Raw genomic sequence first — 19,279 nt, 5'->3', positions numbered from 1 at the left:
CCACCTTAACCGCCCGCATGACGCTCGTCACCTCTTATCTAGCTCAGCAAACCTTCACGGTGCTCGTACCTGTGTACGATGAAGAAGAAAGCCTCCCGCAGTTCGTGGTGGAGATGAACAAGTTTCTGGAGCAAACCCCTCTACCAACCACCGTATTATTCGTCAACGACGGCTCTAAAGATGGCTCTCTGGCGCTGCTGCGCGATATATGCCGGCAGGATGCCCGTTACGAGTTCATTAGTCTCAGCGAAAACAAGGGCCTGAGCACAGCCATCAAAGCCGGTTTCGACCACTGCCGCAGCACGCTAGTCGGCTACATTGATTCCGACATTCAAACTTCGCCGCTCGACTTTCTGAAATTCTTCGAGTTTCTGCCGGAGTATGACATGGTGAACGGCATTCGGGCCAAGCGGCAGGATACGGTCGTGAAGAAGATATCGTCGAAAGTAGCCAATACAGTGCGTCGGACGCTAATTAACGACGGTATTGAGGATACGGGCTGCCCGCTCAAGATTATCAAGATCGAGTACGCCCGCCGGATTCCGTTGTTCCATGGCATGCACCGCTTTCTGGGGGCGCTGGTGCAACTACAGGGCGGGCGCGTGAAACAGCTGCCGGTGCAGCATTTCCCCCGGTTTGCGGGCACGGCCAAGTACAACCTCTGGAACCGTGCCTGGAAGCCCCTGGTGGATACCTTTGGCTTCCGCTGGATCAGGAGCCGTTGGAAGAACTACGAAATCGGAGAGCAGCACACCAATGAAATTAAAAGTTAAGTATTGAAAATTCTGTCTGCGGCGGGGCGTGGGCGCATTGGCAGGCTGGCGTTATGGCCTGAGCTACGCCCGGAAATTTCAACAGCAGTGGAATGAGTGACTTCTTAATTTTTAATTCTTTATTTCTAATTCAACCAGAAAGAGTGGCCCTGGGTATTGGGCTCACGTCGCAGCTGCTGTTTAGTAGCCGCATCGTGCTGCAATGGGTACAGAGTGAGCGGGCCAAACGGGTGCTGGTGCCCACGCTATTTTGGCAAATCAGCCTGGTTTCTTCGTTCCTGATGATTATCTACGGCATGCTGCGCCATGATCCAGTCATTCTAGGCGCGCAGCTAATCAGCTATGGCATCTACATTCGCAACTTGCAGCTGCTAGGTGAGTGGCGTAAGTTGAGTGGTCTGTTTCGGGCCGGCGCTTATGTATTTCCGCTGGCTATGCTGGTTTGGTTTGTGGTGGGCAACCGGCATTTCGGCCTACAGGCCATGCTTAACCACGATATACCAAGCGGGGTGCTGGCGCTAGGGGCCATGGGCCAGACTATCTTTTTGATGCGCTTCGTGTATCAATGGCTGTACTCGGAGCGCAAAGGCGAGTCGGTGCTGCCCCTCGGGTTTTGGCTGGTGAGTTTCGTGGGTTCTGTTCTGATTCTGACTTACGCCATCCTGCGCCGCCCCGTCGATACAGTGCTTATTGTGGGCAATATCTTCGGTACGGTGGTCTACGCCCGCAATATTGTGCTGATGCGCCGGGAGGTGGCGAAATTGTGAAACCGTAAAATGGTGAGTTCACCGCGCATAGGCACGGGCTGGGCTAGAAGAAACTAGCTGCTCGCACTTTTACGCCTCACCTTACTGGCGTAACCAGTGTCACCAGCCAGCGGCCGTCTTTGCGTTGGCGGTCAACATAGAAGCTGTCCACTACTTGCAAACGCACTTGGTCGCGCCACGCGCGGGGGAGCTTTTTGGCTATAGTAGAGCCGGAGAGGACGGCAATGGGGCCGCGCGGCTTTACAAGCATTGAATCGGGAGTACGGGGCCAGCTTGGGGCGGCCCGACCGGCATCCCAAACGCGCTTGATGTGTAACTCTTCGAGTGTGTACCAGGGCAGACGCGCCAGCGCGGGGTTGTGGTGCAGGGCATCGACATGCCGCAAGGCAGGCTCGGCGCGGCGGTTGGTCCAGAGGGGATAAGCGGGAGCCAGCAAGGCCAGCAGCAAAGCCATGGCGGTTATGGAGCTAGCCATCAGCACGGGTACTTGATACCGTTGGAAGCCCCACCGTACAATTGCCACTGCCAGTAGCAGAAACGCTACCACTGTAAACGCAAACGGCAGTGACCCTGGCCCATACGCAGGCAACTTCATAAAAATCAATACCACCGGAAACAAGCAGCAGGCAACGGCGAGCAAGCCAGCCCAGACCCGAACCAGGGTGGTTTCGGGACGGGGCCGCAGGCCATTGCGCAGCACCGTTTCGAGGTGGCGCAACATACCGCCTATCAGCAGCGCCAGTGGGGGCATGAGGGGCAACAGGTACCGCTCTTTTTTCTCGGGCACCAAACTCAGCAACAAAAACGCTACCAGCACCCAAGCCAAGGTAGCCCGGTACGGGATATAGCGCCCGGCCCGCTGCCGGGCAAAGGGCACGGCCAGGGCCAGCAACGCTATTGGTGTCCAGATGCCGGTGAACACCGGGAAGTTCCAGTACTCCCAGAACGGCTGCACGTGCCGTTCACCCCAAGACGTTACCTCCACCCGGGCTACTGCCATGGCCGCCGGGGCTACGGTATGCTGCACCGACAAATAAATAGGCCAGGCGGTGCCTACTACCAACCCAAGAACAAGCGCCAGCAGTAAGCCAAACCGCCGTGGGCGTACCGGCCCCCGCTCCGGGTAAAGTCGCAGCACGCCGAAACTTCCCAGAAAAGGCAACAAAACTGCATAAAGCGCCACCGGACCTTTGCTGAGCATGGAGCCCCCGAGTAGCAAGCCGCTCAATATGTACCAGCCCCAGCCGGCAGTTTTGGTGAACCAACCGCGGGCCAAGGCCCAAAGAGAACCTATCAGCAGGCTGTTGGCAAAAATATCCCAGTGCCCTTCGCGCCCCACAGTAATTACCAGCAGGCTGCTGGCCAATACCAGCGTAGCCAGCCAGGCTGTCCGGCCGGGGGCCTCGGTTTCGCCCGGCTGCTCCCGAATCAATTCCCGCACCAAGCCCCAGAAGAAAAATACTAGCAGCGTAGTCATGATGGCGGCGGGCAGGCGCAGGATACCGGGGTCTTGAGTAAGGCCAGTGAATTGCTGCGTGAAGGCCACGGCCCAGGTCGGTAGTGGCGGCTTGGCTACGCGCAGGGCACCATTCATGGTAGGAATAAGCCAGGAGCCACCTTGCACCATCTCGCGGGCCGCTACAAAGTTGCGGGCTTCCATCAGGTTTACTTCGGGGGCGCCCAGGTGCATAAAGCAACTAAAAAAGCACACCAACAGCACCGTAAACGGCCGCAGCCAAGAAGACTCAGTATCAGTAAGAGAAGAACGCATGAGTTTCTAGAATCCCCAGGCCAATAGGGTAAAGCAGTTGCAATGGAAAAATAACTCGAATAGCCAGTCAGTTATACAGCAAACGGCGGGCCCATCAGATGCTAGTCAACAGTTAGCCGGGCTGCCTCATGTCTCAACTAGCTCAACCAGCAACAGCTTCGGGCAGTGGTTTCAACTACGTGAACCGTGCCGCACCAGCCAAGTAAACGTCAGGATACGAGTGCTTAGTGCCAACTTGCCGAAAGCAATACTGGTTACGATGCCGGCACAGAAGTCAGCAGGGGCGGGGCAGGCGTAACCTCCTCTTTCTGCAGCCAGCGCACAAAGTACTGCAAACCTTCGGCTAAGGTCGTTCGAGGGTTGTAGCTGATAAGCTGACGGGCCTTACTGATATCGGCGTAGGTAACCTCCACGTCGCCGGCCTGCATGGGATGCCGATCGAGCACGGGTTCAACGCCTACGGCTGTCCCGACGGCCTCTATCAGGTCGAGCAGCTTGACGGGGCTGCTGTTGCCTAAATTAATGGTTTGGTAAGTGCCCGCGTGCGCAAGCAGGTAGGCTACGCCACGCGCTACCCCATCCACCGTATCCGCCACAAAGGTATAGTCGCGGGCGGTGCTGCCGTCGCCGTACACGGGAATGGGCTGACCCGCCAGCAGCAGCCGGGCAAACTTGTGAATAGCTAAATCGGGGCGCTGACGAGGACCGTACACGGTAAAAAATCGTGCATTCAGCACGTTAAGCTTGTAAAGATGGTGGTACGTGTAGGTGAGTTGCTCGGCGCTCAGCTTGGAAGCCGCGTAAGGCGAAATGCAAGCCGCCAGCAACGCCATATCCTCCCGAAATGGCAGCTCCTCGGTGTTGCCGTACACCGATGAAGAAGAGGCGAAAAACAAGTTTTTCACGCCGGCTAACCGCATCCATTCCAACAAATGCACTGTACCCAGCACGTTAGTTTCGAGGTAGGAAGCAGGCTCGCGCACCGAAGGACCTACTCCCGCTTTGGCCGCCAAGTGCACCACCACATCTATGCGCTCATCGGCAAACGCTTTGCTTAAAGCGGTAGAGCCAGCTAGCAAGTCTAGGTCGTGAAATACAAAGTCCGGCTCTCTCAGTGCCGCCGCCAAATTCGCTTGTTTAATGGCCCGGTCGTAGAACGGGTCGAAATTGTCGAGTCCTATCACGCGGTAGCCGTCGGCAAGTAGCCGTTCGCTTAAGTGGGAGCCGATGAAGCCGGCGCAGCCGGTAACTAAGGCAGTAGGCATGAAAAAGCCAGTAACAACTGAAAAAACGCTCTGTGCAGTCGAGCGCAAAATACAAGTTAATGATTGTAGTAGCGACGAGGTCTGAACCTAGTCTAATAGGTCGTATTGATAGTGCACAAAGAACGTAGTAAAGAATGTGTTCGTCATCGGCAGATAAAAATAAGTTGATTCTACTTTAACCATATTCTCTGGTTTTTTCTTGCGCAACTATGTTTCTTAAAATTAAAACTTATCTAATCTGCAGCCTACTTCTTTAGCTACTAGCACTTTAGCGAGTTGATAGGTATTAGGCTGTATGTGGCGCTGCATATTGCAGTTGTTATTGTACTATGCTTGGTATAAATTGGGCAGAAATTAGGGCGTTCCTCAATCAGGAGCAACCTTCCGACGAGTTGCCATGTCTTCTGCGCATGACCAGCAAGTGTAAGTGCTGAAAATTCTTGCTTTCAAGCTAAGCATATAAACAACAAAGTCTTCGTTATGCATGCTCATCTTGTCGCCTAACTAAAGAACACACCAAGCTTTATTATGAAAAACCGCAACAGCACGACGCTAGCAGCTATGGTCCTTACGGGCCTAGCGGTGGCGGCTTGCTCCACTGGTGGCCCCAAATCCCGTCCATCGGCTACTGCTATCAAACCTGATCTGGCTATTCCGAAAGGTGCCAATGTTGCCCCCACCGAAGCTCCTGATACCAAGGGTGTCGGTTTGAATGTGGCCAACATTGATCCTTCGGCATCGGCCTGTCAGGATTTCAACCAATATGCTTCCGGCAATTGGTACAAGAACAACCCGATTCCGGCAGCTGAAGTCCGGTGGGGTTCCTTTCAAGAGCTTGCTAATAAGAACAATGCCGTGATGCGGCAGATTCTGCAGGAAGCCGCCGCCAACACCTCGGCCGCCAAAGGCAGCAACGCCCAGAAAGTAGGCGATTTCTACGCCTCCGCCATGGACACGGTGGCCATCGAGCAGGCAGGACTAAAGTACTTGCAGCCCGAGTTAAACCGCATTCAGGCTATCAAAGATCTGAAAGGCGTGCAGGCTGAAATTGTGCGCCAGCAGCTAGCTAGTACTGGGGCCTTCTTTAATATTGGGGTAGGCCAGGACGAGAAGAACAGCACGCAATACGCGGTGCAACTCTACCAGGGTGGCATCTCGTTGCCCGACCGCGACTACTACCTCAAAACCGATGCCCGGTCCAGAAATATTCAGGGCGCTTACAAAACGTACCTGACCAACACGTTCAAGATGCTGGGCGACAACCCGGCAACGGCGGCCAAGAATGCCGCTACGGTTATGCGCCTGGAAACGCGTTTGGCTAAAGCCAGCAAGAGCCGCGTAGACCTGCGCGACCCTTACGCCAACTACAACAAAATGACGGTGGCTGCCTTCAACAAGCAGTTTCCGAACCTGGCATTGCCAACGGCCCTGCCTGCCATGAAGCTCGGTGCCGCCAAAGAAGTGATTGTGGGGCAGCCCGCCTTCTTCAAGGAGGAAAGCGCGATGCTGAAGCAGGAGCCGCTAGCCGACCTAAAAACCTACCTGCGCTGGCACACGGTATCGTCGCTGACGTCGGCGCTGCCGAAAGCGTACGGCGACGAGGAGTTTCGCTTTTCGCAGGTGTTGACGGGGGCCAAGCAACAGCAGCCCCGCTGGAAGCGCATGAACCTAGCTACCGACGCGGCTCTAGGCGAGGCATTCGGTCAGCTTTACGTAGACAAGGCCTTTACCCCCGAAACCAAAGGCAAAGCGCTGGAAATGGTGACCAACATCCGCGAAGCCATGGCCGACCACATTCGGCAGGTGGACTGGATGAGCGAAACCACCAAGCAGGAAGCCCTGAAAAAGCTGAATGCCTTCACCGTTAAAATCGGTTACCCCGATAAGTGGAAAGACTATTCGGCGCTGACCATCTCGCGCGAGTCGTATTTAAAAAACGTGCTGGCGGCTCGCAAATGGGCTTCCATGGACAATGCCAGCAAGCTCGGCAAGCCGATAGACCGCAATGAGTGGGGTATGACGCCGCCTACGGTGAATGCCTACTACAACCCGCCGATGAACGAAATTGTGTTCCCGGCCGGCATCATGCAGCCGCCGTTCTTCGACCCCAAAGCCGACGATGCCGTTAACTATGGTGGTATGGGCGCCGTTATCGGCCACGAAATTACCCATGGTTTCGACGACCAGGGCCGACAGTACGATGCTGAAGGCAACCTGAAAGACTGGTGGACCAAGGAAGACGCCGACAAGTTCACGCAGCGCGCCGATATGGTGGGCAAGCAGTACTCGGCTTTCCAACCCCTAGACTCGGTTTACGTAAATGGAAAACTAACCATGGGTGAAAACCTAGCCGACCTCGGAGGCCTCAACATTGCGTATTCGGCGCTGCAAAAGCAGCTTCAGAAGCAGTATGGTACAGGCCCGCGTCCGAAGTACGATGGCCTGACGCCCGAGCAGCGGTTCTTCTTGTCGTGGGCGCAGGTGTGGCGCACCAATGCGCGTCCTGAGTACCTGCGGCAGCAAGTGCAAACCGACCCGCACTCGCCGGCTATGTTCCGTACCAACGGACCGCTCATGAACATGCCGCAATTCTACGAAGCCTTCGGCTGTAAAGAAGATGCGAAAATGGTGCGTGCTCAAACTGAGCGCGCGAAGATTTGGTAAGCTTAGCTTATTAAGGTTTGATTGTTGGAAAGGCGGCTCGCATTTGTGAGCCGTTTTTTTTTGGTTGTTAATTGCTGATAGTTGATTGATGATAGTTGATTCTTTTAAACTATCTGCATTGGCCGACAATCAACTATTGGCAATCAACCATCAGCAATCAATCAACAATCATCAATCAACCCTCATGCAAAAGACTCTTCGCCGACTTGCTTGGCTACCGCTGTTGCTGACTTGCGCTTGCTCGGAAACCGTACAAGAGCAGGTAGCTGATCCTAAAGTTGGGGACGTGTACGTGGTACAGTTTCAGTTGCAGGGTACCACGACCACGCGCTATTTCTTCTACCATCTCTACCGCGTCACGCCCGACAGCGCCTACCTGCACCCAGCCCGCCAAGACTCCCCCTCCGCCGACGCTGACCTCCGCCAGTTAGCCTTTGAACCCACACCTAAAAGTATTCCCTACACCCGGGCTGAGTTAACAGCGCTACTCAAGGAGCAGCCCGGCGACGTAACTAAAAGCCGGCTGATACGGGTGCGCCGCCCTTAACGCATACTGCCAGATTTTTACTGCACTACTTCGATCTTGATGCCCACATCCTTTACGGGCCACTTATAAGGGTCTACGGGCTCGTTGGCTATTTTATCGACGACGTCGAGGCCTTCCACCACTTCGCCAAACACGGTGTATTTGCCATCTAGCGACGGAACACCCCCGACGGTAGCATAGGCCTTTTGCTGCGCGGGAGTGAGTTGACGGCCGGCCATGGCCTGGCTTTGATCCGGAGTCATTTTCTGGCCCTGCACAAAGTAGAAGTCGGTGTTGGAGGAAAGATGACCGGGGTTTTGATCGTCGTCGTAGCGGGCCATGCCGAGGGCGCCGCGCTTGTGAAAGTGCTGCGGAAGAATTTCGGGCGGCAGCCGGTAGCGGGCCAGGCGAATAGTGCGGTGGTCGGAGGCGCCGCCTTGCACGGCAAATCCTTTCACCACGCGGTTGAAGACGGTTTCATCGAATACCCCTTTGCGCGACAAGAGCAAGAAGTTGGCTTTGTGAATAGGTGTATCGTCGTAGAGCTTCACCCGGATGTCGCCGAGGCGGGTGTGCACTATCACCTGCGAGGCCGGGTACTGCTTGCCATAGGGGAGCAGCAAGGCGGCGGCACTGCTATCGGCTATGGCCGTAAGGGCTGGTCCCGGTACTTTTCGCTCAGCCGATGGACGGGGAGCAACTGTTTCCGTAATAGGTTGCTGCCGATTGCAGGCCGAGGCCGCGAGCAGCACGGCAAGTGAAAACACGAGGTGTGGAGTAGGAGCAGGCATAGCAAAAGCAAACAGGAGAAGATATGCGGGCCAGAAAGCAAAAGAGGTGGCTACCCTGCGGTAGCCACCTCAAACATAACAATCAGCGGGAATGTGCGGCCACCTTACGGGTGTTTCATGCACGTTCAACTGCATTAGGGCTTGCCTAAAGCTTGATTCCTAGCTTCTTGGCAATGTCCTTGAACATTTCCGGGTCGTAATCGTCGGCGCCGGGGGAGTTGAGCTGAGGCTCTTCTTCGAGTACCGGATACGGCACACCCTCGAAGCCCCCCTGAATTACTTCCAGCGGCTGACCATCCTCGGGGTGAGTGCCGTTCCAGATGATACCGGCCTGCTTGTAGTCGTCGGGGCTGAAGGTGTAGAGCTTGAGGTGTAGCTTCTGCTGGTCCTGTAGCTTCTTGGCCTCCGGAAACTTGTCGTTGCTTAGGTCGGGCACGGGCACCAGCTTCGTTACTTCCACGCCGGTTAGTAGCTCCAGCGCTTTGGCGTAGGCCACTACATGCAACCCACCGCGTACCAGCAGGTAGCCTACCGCCGTCCGGGCGCAGGGGTCAGCCACCATTTCGTAGACCCGCATCTTGTTGGCGCGGGCGCCGCATTCCAGGAAGAAGTTGTGCAGCAAATCCAGCTTCAGGTTGCCGCTGCTGTGTACGTTCTGGCCGGTCCAGAAATTACCCATCGAGTCGACTGGTAGAGCCGCTTGGGCGCTGCTCAGGAAATGGTAGCTGTTGCGCGCATCTTTCGCGTCGGCCAGCGGGGCAGGTACCGGATTCTTGCCCCGTACTGTTTGGCCCGTCAGCAGCAAGTTGATAGCGTAGGAAAGAGCCTCGATGTGGCTGTATTCCTCGGCCGCAATGCTGCACGTTAAATCGTAAAACGGCCGCAACCGGTTACGCCCCCGGAAATTGAACGACTGGAACGTGTAGTTCATCAGCGTCGACATCTCCCCGTATTTGCCCCCGAGCAATTCCTGAATGGCGGCCGCGTCGTTAGGCGAAGGGTTTTTGGGTTTGGGCAGCTCAACGGCCAGCCGGTCATAACGCAAGATCATAGCTCGGAATTTAGAGGTGAGAAGTCGGTTTACTAAGTCAGCAACAAGCTGAAAAAGTTACCAAGCTCTACGGAGCAGTAGTATTGCCGTTATGTTGAGCTTCCCGTAGTCAGCCGATCTGATTGAGTAAGAAAACGCTCTTAAAAGAAGTGTTCATTCAGTTGATAACTACGATAGCAGTAACTCAGTGGTGATTTTATATTGCGGCCTTGACTAGGACGCGCAACATACAACCCTAACAATAAGCCAACATTTTGTTGCAATTCGTGCTATACCAAAGCGCCAAGTACAAGTCTGAACAACGAAGCGGGTGACAGGCACCTGTCCTGAAACGTTTTTTAGAAGCCCCTTGCTGTTACAACACATCTTGATAGCACCAGAAACAAAAAGGCGCCTTCCGCTTAGCGAAAGGCGCCTTTTTGAGCAATGAAAACTTACCAGCCCGAACCGGCTGGAGCACTGTTCCAGCCATCATCTTTCTTCTTGTCAGCTTTCTGCTTCTTTTCTTTCTGTTTGGTGCTGCCTTCGGCAGTTTTAGTTTTCACCTTTACCTTTTCGGCATCTTTCACGGCAGGCGCACCTGGTACCGGAGAGGCCGCCTTAGCCGATACGGCCGGAGCCGGCTCGGCGGGGGAAGCGGTTTCCAGCACCGGCGCAGTTATGTCCACAGCCGAATTAATTTGGTCGGCCTGCACAGTGGCTTTTTCCTTTTCCAGGGCCAAAAGCATCTGTTGAGGCACCAACTCGTTGTCTTTCCACACTTTCAGCTGCTTATCCATGACTTCCTTCTCTTCTTTGGAAGTCTTCTTGGCCAGCAACTCGCTTAAATTAGGGCTGCCCCCGTCGCGCCAAGCCGTTAGCCACAACGACGATACAAACGTGGGGGCCTGCTTGAGCTGATAGGCAACCATGCCGCCTACTTCCTTGTGGTAAGCATCAGCAAACGCATCGGAGTAAGAGCGGCGGGTCTTACCGTACTTGTGCGAGTACACGTACTTGGTTTCCTGAGAGAAGCCCCGGGTTACCTTTTCTTCCATGTCGAAAGTAGCTCCCAGAAAGCCATACGACTTCTGAAGTACCACCCAGATATCAGTCAAGGGGTCTTTCACGTATTTCGCCGACTCGTTGTCGAGCTTGTACTCGGCAATGTGGCGCTCGGGCAGCTTCGATTCCCAAAGCGAGTGCAGGCCATTCTGGTTGGTAAGCTGCCCGTCGTAGTTGACGGTAGTGTGCAATGGCACGAAGGCATCGGCTACGTAGTGGCACAAGTCGGCGGAGAGGCGCACGATGGCGGCGGTGTCACGGGCTTTAAAGGCGGCCGTGAGGTTGTCTTTCACCTCCATGATTTCCCACGGCACGGTGCCGTATTTGCGGAGGGTGTCGGCCGTATACTTGGCTTCGGCTTTGTCCCAGGCCTTGGGCATGAGGCCAAACGGATCGTCGCCGTAATGGTCCATGTCGATGAAGTGCTTGGTGGCTTCTTTGGGGTCAGAGTCGCGCCGCTCGTCGGGAGCTGTGGAGAGCTTCACGATTTCCTTCATATGCCGGAAATAAAACGGCTGCAGGCTGGAAGGCAGGGCGTACACCGACAACTGCGCAATGGTGCGGTGCGCAAAAAAGCCCCAGCCCGGCGACGTAACCGGCACCAGCAAGGCCAGGCAAAGCAGAAGAACAAACGGTTTTTTCATGGTGTAGCGGCAGTACCCGTAGATAGACTCGTAAAGTTAAGCTGAATAGATGATTAAGAGATTAGGTTATTAAAGGATAAGCCCGGTGTGAAATCAGGAAAAAGCTGAACATCTTGCTAGCCATAGCAACCATCTGGCACGCTAACATTGCCAAACGAGCCCGTTATGTTGAGTTGAAGCATCTCGCTCGAATCGTTGCAGTAGTACATGATTTTACTACACTAGCGAGATGCTTCGACTGCGGCTGCGCTCAGCATGACAGGTAGCGCGCTACAACGTAAGCACGCCAGATGCCATGTCTACGTTCAGCATGACAGGACCCATTACCTTCCCACTTGTCCTCTCATCACCTGTCTCCATCTCCCTCCTTCATGGCGCTCATCTCGAAAAAGAAGCTCAGTTACCCAATCAAGTTGGCGCTACGGGAATATTTGCACAACTACGACCGGGAAACGGTACTGCCCGTCAGCTACCGCGACCTAACGTACTTCAGCGGAGCTTTCCCGCTGCTTGATCGGCACGGCAACGACACTCTTTGGGAAACTGTCTTCTACGAGCCCCAAACCCTGCGCGAGCTCAGCGAGGGCCTGGCCCAAGTGTACGCCCTGCTCAAAACCGACGGCGACCTGTCGTTCACCGACCACCTGCTGGCCGACCGCATCGACTACTGCCGCTTCGGCAACTCCCGGCCATTCCGGGTGCGCATCGTCAACCGCCTCAACGACAACTATGACTACTTCTACGTGAAAACGGCCGATGCCTCGCGCGTGTACGGCCTGGAACTAGAGCACCTTTTGTCGCCGAACCGCCTGAGCTACCTCGTAAGCGGCGACACGCTGGTAGAAGAGCACATTGCCGGCATTCCCGGCGATGATTTCATTCGGACCCGCATGCCGCAGATGCAGTTCAACCAAGTACGCATTGCCAAGGAGTTTGTGAAGTTCAACGAGCGGTGCTTTGCCCGCCTGCTCGGCGACATGCGCTCCTACAACTACGTAATAGTCGTAACGCCCGACCTCGAAGCCGAGCAGTACCGCGTCCGGGCCATCGACTTCGACCAGCAGAGCTACGAAGGCCGCAAAACTATGTACTTGCCCCAGTACTTTAAGGATAATCTGGCTGTCATCCAGATGTGCAGCCGCTTCCTCAAGGCCGAAGCCATTCGCCAGTACCAAACCGAGGAGCGGGTACTGATGCTGCGTCGGGTGCGCCTGGAACGTTACCGCCTCAAAGCTCTCATGGACTGCATGCGCCGCGAAGAGCTAGCCCCACCCGAAAAAATAGCCCAACTCAAAGCCGAGCTCAATCTGCACCACCAAACCATCGCCTTCAACCGCTGCCGCACCATGGGCGACATCGTCCGCCAAAACCTAAAGCTGGTGCTCGACCTGCCGAATAAGCTGGAATAGGGAGTGAATGAGTAAGTGAGTGACTGAGTGAAGTAGCCTCTGGCGCGAGTAGTATGGCTGTCAGCTAACGTCCGCGCCATGAGGCGGCTTAGGCGGCTTCACTCAGTCACTCACTTACTCATTCACCGCTTAGTTCTGTTCTATTTTGGTGACGATGGCGTCGTTGGCGTGCTGCTCGGCGTAGTTGTCGAGGAGTTCATTGAGGTGCTGAAAGATGAAGTCGACGGCTAGTTGGCGCACTTTGTCGCAGTCGCCTTCAAACTCTTGGCGCAGCTCTTTCGCGCGGTTTTCGTGCAGAATCGTGAAGTACATAGTGCCTACGGGCTTCTCGTCAGACTCGGAGGCACCCGCGCCGCACAGGCCCGTTACGGCCACGCAAATGTCGGCGGCGGGCAGGTGCTTGTGCAGGCCCATCACCATTTCGTTGGTGACTTGCTGACTTTCGGCGGTGTACATGGCTAGCGTTTCTTTCTTTACGCCCAGCAGGCGCTGCTTAGCTACGGGATGGTAGGTCACAACCGAGCCGAGGAGTACCTCGCTGCTGGCTTCGCCTTTCACGAATTCGGAAGCCAGCAAACCCGCCGTGCAGCTCTCCGCGAAAGCCACGGTGAGCTTGTACTGTAGAAACTTCTTGAGGAGAGTATTAAGGTCGGATGGTTTCATGGCGGAGAGTGGGGAGGCGCAAAATCCTCCCTCTACGTGGAGCTACCGAATAATTGTTATAGTTGAGGTAGTGAAACCCGCCTTCTGAATGACAGCTATAGGCCTTCATTAGTGGCGACGCGTAGATAATTTGTAGAGCGGATAACTACCCGCTACGAGTCCGACGGCGAGAAGCGTATTGCCGGGCTCGGCCACGGCATTGCTGATCAAAAAGCCGATAGAAACCAGCAGCGCCAAACCGGTAGTGTAGGGGTAGCCCCAGGCGCGGTAGGGGCGGGGCAGCTCCGGCGCGGTCCGGCGCAGCCAAAGCACCGCCCCAAACCCAACACCATAGTAACTCACAAACAAAATGCTCGTGACGGCTAGCAACTGCTCGGCGCTGCCGGTGGCCAGCAACACCAGCGTCAGGCCCGTTGCCACCAGCAGCGCCGGACGCGGCGTGCCCCGCTCGTGCACCTGAGCCAGGGGGCGGGGCAGGTGCCCGTCGCGGCTTAGGGCAAACAGCACCCGGGTGGCCATGAGCAGCACCGAGTTGAGCACGCCCAAATGACCGAGCACTGCCACCGCTAACATGGCGCGTCGCCCCCAGGCACCTAGCAGCCGGTCGGCTACTTCGGCGAGTGGCAGATCGGTGGCAACCAGCTGGCTGAACGGCAGCGTGTGCAGCAGCGCCGCATTGAGTAAGGCATACGTGAAAATAACAAGGCCCACGCCCAACAGCATGGAGCGCGGCACGGCACGAGCCGGATCGTGGTCTTCCTCGGCAAAATAAATGGCGGCGTACCACCCATCGTACGCAAAAATGACCGCCTGAAAGGCCACTACCAGCGCCAGCGCACCTGGCCCCGCGGCACCCTTATGCAAAGCCGGAGCGGCCGGTAGCCACCAACTGCCAACCAGCAGTACCGCCAAGGCCAGCGCCATAAGCAACGCTGTTAGCTCCTGCGCTCGACTGGCTTCGCGCAGGCCACGCCACTGAATAAGCCCGAGCACGCCCACTGCGGCCGCTGCTACGGTGCGCTCGTGGCCAGTCAGCTCGGGTACCAGCCCTGCCACATAGGTGGCCATCATTAGGGCCACTAAAGCGCCGGTTACGCAGCTGCTCACCCAGTCGCCCCAGCCAACTACCACTGCCACGAATTCGCCGAAAGCACGGTGCGCATAACCATACCAGCCGCCGGCCTGCGGCAGCATAGCCCCAAGTTCGGCAATGGAGTTAGCGCCTAGCAGCGCGTAAAACCCGCCTGCCAGCCACACCAGCAGCACTCCGTTTGGCGAGCCTACGGCTTCGGCCACTTCGCGGGGTGAGCGGAGCACCCCCGTACCGGTGGTGCCGCCCACTACCACAGCCAGCCCAAACCCCATACCGAGCAGGCGCAGCAAACGGGAGGAAGAGTTGGACGCGGGAACTGCCAACAGAAGAACAGAATAAAGGCTTGCTAACTACCGACCCAGCCCAATGCTCATGCCAATGGATATTTCGAGGCCGCCGGGGCTGAATATACCCATGAAATCACGCATTTGGTCGGAGGGAGACTGACCGGTGGAAGTGGAAACGTACGTTACCGGATCGTTGGAGAGGCGCACGCCGTAGCCTAAGGTACCGATAAGCCCAACCCTGCCCGGCTGCCAACGCAAGCCCGAGCGCAAATTCAGCACCGTACTAGGCGCGAGTTGCACTGCTGCTGTTTCTTCCGAAGGTGTGTTTTCGTTTAAGGTGAAATTGAAATTAGCCACCCGGCCCGAGCGTGACAGGTTAAGGCCAAGATAAGGTGAGAGTTGCTTGCCAGAACTCAGATACTGCCGTACCCCAACTCCTATCTTACCGCCGAACCCAACACCAACGCCCGCATTCACATCTGTGCTAGGGCCTAGCAGGTAGGCATAATAAACCCCCAGGCCACCATAAGGCCCACCCCAGCCTAGGTCGATACCCAAAGTAGATTTACGGTAGTTGCTTAAATCAATGGGCCGGGCAACGGCCGTAGCGGGCGGACTCATACGCCGGCTCGGCCCGGCCGGTGGCTGCGTGTTTAATTCAGTTTGCGCCAGAGCAGGTAGGCCTACGGCTGCAACCAGCAGCGTGGTAAGAGCGGTAAAGATTTTCACGAGTAGATTTCAGCAAAAAATGAAAGTAACAATGAATGGAAAGCTGGAGCACGCAACTTCACTGAACACGTCCAACAAGGTATTTCTCTATGGCACAGTCCTAATTTTCGGACAGCAACAAATAAGTTAAATTCAACTGGTTTCCGTGCTTATTCTTGCCGATAAACTACGCCCTGCTTCATTACAAACCGCACCCGCTGCATAACTTTGATATCCTGTGTTGGGTCGCCATCCACGGCTACTACATCGGCAAACTTGCCGGGTTCCAGCGTCCCAAGGTTGGCGGTTTGATCGAGCAACTCGGCGGCCAAAACGGTGGCGCTACGCAAGGCCTCGTAGGCGGGCATCCCGGCTTCTACCATATATTGAAATTCCAGCGCGTTGACGCCGTGCCGAAACACAGCAGCATCGGTCCCGAAGGCAATTTTCACCTTGGCCTTATACGCTCGTCCAAACGTGCCTTGCAACTTCGGTCCAATGGCCATGGCCTTTGGCGTTACGAGGGGTGGATAGTAGTTCGGGATTTTGGCTGAGTCGGCCACCGATTTGCCGGCCGTGATAGTGGGCACGTACCAGGTGCCGTTTTTCACCATTAGCCGCATGGTTTCGTCGTCCATGAGGGTGCCGTGCTCGATGCTGTTGACGCCCGCCCGCACGGCGCGCTTCATACCCTCGGCGCCGTGGGCGTGGCAGGCCACGCGCAGCCCCAGGTCGTGGGCCGTTTCCACTATCGCCTTTATTTCTTCTTCTGTCATTTGGGGGGCCGAGCCGTCTTTGGCCACGCTCAGAACGCCGCCGGTGCTAGCAATTTTGATGAGGTCGGCGCCGCGCTTGTATTGCTCCCGCACGGCCTGCCGGCCCTGGTCAGGACCGTTGATTACGCCCTCGGCGGGGCCGGGGGTGCCCATCAGGTTGAGGCGGTAGCCGTTGGTGGGGTCCATGTGGCCACCGGTGCCGGATATGGCTTTGCCCACCGTGAAAATGCGCGGTCCAACTACCTGTCCCCGATTCACGGCGTTGCGCAAGGCTACGTTCACGCCCGAGCCGCCCAGGTCGCGCACGTCGTGAAGCCGGCCAACAAGGTTTTGCGGGCATGATCCAGGGAGTTGAAGGCAATATCGGCCGGGTTCTGGGTGAAGGTTTCCACCTGATTGTTTTTGCTGGTTTCACCTTCCAGATGCACATGGCAGTCGATGAGGCCGGGCAGCACCATGCGGTTTCTCAGGTCGATAACCTTGTCGGCCGGGCCGCCGGTTTGGTAGCCTTTCTGCACGGCTACCACGCGGCCGTTTTCCACTATTACGGTGGCTTCGGTTTGGGCGCGCTCTTGGCGCATGTCCAACAGCCGGCCGCAGTGCAGGTAGGTTTTCTGAGCTTGCGCGGTGGACAAGTGTAATACCAGCCCTAAGGCAGAAAGTAAAAGTGTCTTTCGGTACATAAAAAGGGATGGGATGAAGCAGAAAAAGCCGCCATTCGTCTAAATAAGTGCTTTTCAGCTGAATGACGCGCCTCTAGCCGAAACTCTATTGCGCATTAGCTAGGTGGCAGCAGGAGCGAGATGAACTGCAGAGGTATCAAAGTCACGTGAAAAAACGCTGCTTGCAGCGTAAATTCCTGTTGCCCTGCGTACCTTCCGGTCCTTTCAACCGCCCCTTCACTCATTCGCTCTCCATGGCCACTCCTGAAGAATTCGAAGCCGCCGCCGCGCGCAGCAAAGAATTGACCAGCAAACCCTCCAACACCGTGTTGCTCCAGCTCTATTCGCTTTACAAACAAGCCTCCGAAGGCGACGTAACCGGCGACCGGCCCGGCGGCTTCGACTTCAAAGCCATTGCCAAATACGACGCTTGGAGCAGCCTCAAAGGCAAAAGCGCCGACGAAGCTCGCCAGGAATATGTCAACTTGGTTAACTCCTTGTTCCAAGCCTAACAATAAACGCTCACAAGCTCATCAAACACACAAGCCCCTAGCAATCGTGCAGATTGTCAGGGGCTTGTGTGTTTTCAGTACTACTGTAACTTACTGCGGCTGCGTGCCGAGGTCGGGGCTGATGGGCGGGGTTACGGGCGGTGCGGCAGGCTTAGGCGCCGGCAAATCGAAGGCAACAGCAGCATGCTCGAAATGGCCTTTATGCGACCCGTCGCAGAAAGGTTTCTGGTTGGAAAGGCCGCAGCGGCAGATGCTGATTCTTTCCCGGCCACCAAGGCCGTAAGGTTGCCCTTGGGCGTCAACCAATTCAATGTCAGTGCCCTCCACGCGGAGGGAGCCGTTGCTAAGTACTGTGAGTTTCGTAGCCATAAGCGTTAGTTGGTGAAGTTGTAAAATGATGAGTTGGTAAGACGGTGAAGTGCTGAAAGATGAAGTTGCAAATGGCACCACAAACTGCCTGGAGGGCCTCGTGGCACCATTCATAACTTCATCTTTCAGCACTTCACCATCTCATCGCTAGCGTAATTCTTTACGCATGATGTAGTCGTTCATCCAGAAAGGACCGATGGCAATATCTTCCTCTCGGTTCCGGGCGAATCCTTGGTGTTCGTAAAAAGCCAACGCGGGGTTGTTGCGATTCACATTCAACTCTAGGGCGTGGGCGCCGGCCGAACGGCTAACTTCCTCTACGGCGGCCACCAGGTGTTGGCCCAGCCCCTGGCCCTGATGAGAGGGCAACACGTAGATTTTGTGCAGCTTGAAAACACTGGTTTCCAGTGGTAAGCGCGAAAACGAAGCAAAGCCTGCGGGCTCGTCGTTGGTGTAGAGCAGCAGAAACGTGTGCTGGTCGTTGGTCATCTGGCGTTGCAGCGACGCCGGCGTGTAGATAACCCGGTACATGTAATCAATTTGCTCCTTGGAGATGATGAACCGGTAGGTTGGTTCCCAGGTAGCTTCGGCCAACTCGACGATGATGGGAATGTCGGCCAGAGCGGCGGGCCGGATGGAAATAGCAGCGGAAGCAAAAGCAGACATAGGCTGCAAAAACGGCATTTTCCCGGTAAGAACCGAACTTAGAGCCCTATTTCGTCGTTTTGGGTCGGAAATTGTTAGGCTGACGTATAACCGACAAGTACTCGACCGTTGTTAGGTCATTCCCCTTACCTGTTCCTCATGAAACGTCTCGCTTTTCCCCTGTCGCTCCTGTTAGTTACGTTGGCCTCGGCATCTGCCGTTCAAGCCCAACAAACAACTACTCAAAAGCCAGCCCTGCAGAAGCCGGCTACACAGAAATCCACCACGCAAACGTCTACTTCCCAAACTGCTGTAGGCGTAGAGCGCGATTTACGGGTTTTCAGTGATTGGGTGAGCGACAAGCTAAACCGCGCTGAGGAAGGCGTACGCCGCGAAATGCCCCGCATCAGCGCCGAGTTCGACCGGCAAAGCCAGCGCATCGACCGCAGCGTAGACAGTCTTTCGTCGCAGGGCAAACGCGAGTACGGCGACCAAAAGAAACGCTACGAGGATTGGGCCGCCAAACAAGACAGCCTAGATGCCAAGGCGCGCCGCCCCGAAACCGTTCAGCAAACCCAGGACCGCTTGCTCGGTGAGAAGGTGGTGCTGAGCCGCGCCCGCGCTACCGAACTACCCGACCTCTACGCACGCTTCATTGGGTCTACCCGGGAGCAGCGCCGCCAGTGGACCGCCGCCGACTGGAGCAAAGCGGGCGTGGTACTCTCCAATTTGAATACTCGCTACGACCAAGTACGCGAGCAACTGCCACTGGAAGACCGGGTGCGAATTCGTTCTTGGCAAGGTGAGTTCCGCACGCTCGAAGCGGCCCGGGGTGCCAAAGAAGTGATGGACAACTAAC

Annotated in this window: 17 protein-coding genes and 1 pseudogene; 7 read left to right on the top strand and 11 right to left on the bottom strand. The window is 56.0% G+C overall.

The annotated features are described in order from the left end of the window. Positions 1-17 precede the first annotated feature (17 nt). Together VF639_RS13020 and VF639_RS13015 are read left to right on the top strand one after the other, a co-directional pair. On the top strand, positions 18-773 hold the full coding sequence (locus tag VF639_RS13020) for a glycosyltransferase (protein WP_331146347.1): 756 nt from the start codon (positions 18-20) through the stop codon (positions 771-773). A gap of 92 nt (positions 774-865) precedes the next feature. Further along, positions 866-1,540: a lipid-A-disaccharide synthase N-terminal domain-containing protein gene (locus VF639_RS13015; RefSeq protein WP_331146346.1), complete on the top strand. Its 675-nt coding sequence runs from the start codon at positions 866-868 to the stop codon at positions 1,538-1,540. Between the two features lie 76 nt (positions 1,541-1,616). Here the strand turns inward: VF639_RS13015 and VF639_RS13010 are convergent, their stop codons facing one another. Both VF639_RS13010 and VF639_RS13005 read right to left on the bottom strand, forming a co-directional pair. Further along, entirely contained in the window at positions 1,617-3,311 is a 1,695-nt protein-coding gene (locus VF639_RS13010; RefSeq protein ID WP_331146345.1) for an ArnT family glycosyltransferase, read from the bottom strand. Positions 3,312-3,565: 254 nt separating this feature from the next. Then, positions 3,566-4,576 carry a GDP-mannose 4,6-dehydratase gene (locus tag VF639_RS13005; RefSeq protein WP_331146344.1) on the bottom strand — a complete coding sequence of 337 codons (1,011 nt, stop codon included), beginning with the start codon at positions 4,574-4,576 and terminating at the stop codon, positions 3,566-3,568. Positions 4,577-5,104: 528 nt separating this feature from the next. On the opposite strand from VF639_RS13005, the gene VF639_RS13000 reads away from it, so the two are divergent. Continuing rightward, positions 5,105-7,240, top strand: a complete 2,136-nt coding sequence (locus VF639_RS13000) for a M13 family metallopeptidase (protein WP_331146343.1) — start codon at positions 5,105-5,107, stop codon at positions 7,238-7,240. A gap of 184 nt (positions 7,241-7,424) precedes the next feature. Beyond that, a complete protein-coding gene (locus VF639_RS12995) occupies positions 7,425-7,787 on the top strand; it encodes a hypothetical protein (protein ID WP_331146342.1) in 363 nt (120 codons plus the stop codon). A 17-nt stretch (positions 7,788-7,804) separates the two neighbouring features. Here the strand turns inward: VF639_RS12995 and VF639_RS12990 are convergent, their stop codons facing one another. The 3 genes from VF639_RS12990 to VF639_RS12980 all read right to left on the bottom strand — a co-directional run bounded on the left by VF639_RS12990 (position 7,805) and on the right by VF639_RS12980 (position 11,296). Further along, positions 7,805-8,557, bottom strand: coding sequence for a peptidylprolyl isomerase (locus VF639_RS12990; RefSeq protein ID WP_331146341.1), 753 nt, complete (start codon positions 8,555-8,557; stop codon positions 7,805-7,807). 145 nt (positions 8,558-8,702) lie between these two features. Next, the gene (locus tag VF639_RS12985) at positions 8,703-9,608 is read right to left on the bottom strand and encodes a manganese catalase family protein (RefSeq protein ID WP_331146340.1); all 906 of its coding nucleotides are present in this window, start codon (positions 9,606-9,608) and stop codon (positions 8,703-8,705) included. A 434-nt stretch (positions 9,609-10,042) separates the two neighbouring features. Then, the gene (locus tag VF639_RS12980) at positions 10,043-11,296 is read right to left on the bottom strand and encodes a zinc dependent phospholipase C family protein (RefSeq protein ID WP_331146339.1); all 1,254 of its coding nucleotides are present in this window, start codon (positions 11,294-11,296) and stop codon (positions 10,043-10,045) included. Positions 11,297-11,667: 371 nt separating this feature from the next. Here VF639_RS12980 and VF639_RS12975 point away from each other — a divergent pair, with 371 nt between their 5' ends. Beyond that, positions 11,668-12,705 carry a hypothetical protein gene (locus VF639_RS12975; protein ID WP_331146338.1) on the top strand — a complete coding sequence of 346 codons (1,038 nt, stop codon included), beginning with the start codon at positions 11,668-11,670 and terminating at the stop codon, positions 12,703-12,705. A gap of 129 nt (positions 12,706-12,834) precedes the next feature. On the opposite strand, the gene VF639_RS12970 is transcribed toward VF639_RS12975, so the two are convergent. From VF639_RS12970 to VF639_RS12955, 4 genes and pseudogenes are all read right to left on the bottom strand, one after another. Further along, the gene (locus tag VF639_RS12970) at positions 12,835-13,368 is read right to left on the bottom strand and encodes a CinA family protein (RefSeq protein WP_331146337.1); all 534 of its coding nucleotides are present in this window, start codon (positions 13,366-13,368) and stop codon (positions 12,835-12,837) included. Between the two features lie 108 nt (positions 13,369-13,476). After that, entirely contained in the window at positions 13,477-14,784 is a 1,308-nt protein-coding gene (locus VF639_RS12965; RefSeq protein ID WP_331146336.1) for an APC family permease, read from the bottom strand. Between the two features lie 27 nt (positions 14,785-14,811). After that, positions 14,812-15,477: a hypothetical protein gene (locus tag VF639_RS12960; protein WP_331146335.1), complete on the bottom strand. Its 666-nt coding sequence runs from the start codon at positions 15,475-15,477 to the stop codon at positions 14,812-14,814. Between the two features lie 149 nt (positions 15,478-15,626). Continuing rightward, positions 15,627-16,915, bottom strand: a pseudogene (locus tag VF639_RS12955) (amidohydrolase family protein). Positions 16,916-17,148: 233 nt separating this feature from the next. On the opposite strand from VF639_RS12955, the gene VF639_RS12950 reads away from it, so the two are divergent. Further along, entirely contained in the window at positions 17,149-17,406 is a 258-nt protein-coding gene (locus tag VF639_RS12950; RefSeq protein ID WP_331146334.1) for an acyl-CoA-binding protein, read from the top strand. A 90-nt stretch (positions 17,407-17,496) separates the two neighbouring features. Here the strand turns inward: VF639_RS12950 and VF639_RS12945 are convergent, their stop codons facing one another. Further along, on the bottom strand, positions 17,497-17,775 hold the full coding sequence (locus VF639_RS12945; protein WP_331146333.1) for a CDGSH iron-sulfur domain-containing protein: 279 nt from the start codon (positions 17,773-17,775) through the stop codon (positions 17,497-17,499). Positions 17,776-17,922: 147 nt separating this feature from the next. Beyond that, positions 17,923-18,441, bottom strand: a complete 519-nt coding sequence (locus tag VF639_RS12940; RefSeq protein WP_331146332.1) for a GNAT family N-acetyltransferase — start codon at positions 18,439-18,441, stop codon at positions 17,923-17,925. Positions 18,442-18,579: 138 nt separating this feature from the next. Between VF639_RS12940 and VF639_RS12935 the strand changes: the two genes are divergently transcribed. Continuing rightward, positions 18,580-19,278, top strand: a complete 699-nt coding sequence (locus VF639_RS12935; RefSeq protein WP_331146331.1) for a DUF6565 domain-containing protein — start codon at positions 18,580-18,582, stop codon at positions 19,276-19,278. Position 19,279 lies beyond the last annotated feature (1 nt).

The sequence above is a fragment of the Hymenobacter sp. genome (assembly GCF_036387835.1).
Classification (GTDB): Bacteria; Bacteroidota; Bacteroidia; order Cytophagales; family Hymenobacteraceae; genus Hymenobacter.
The sequence above is the reverse complement of the archived record's forward strand: the minus strand, read 5'-3'. Positions and strand labels throughout refer to the sequence as shown.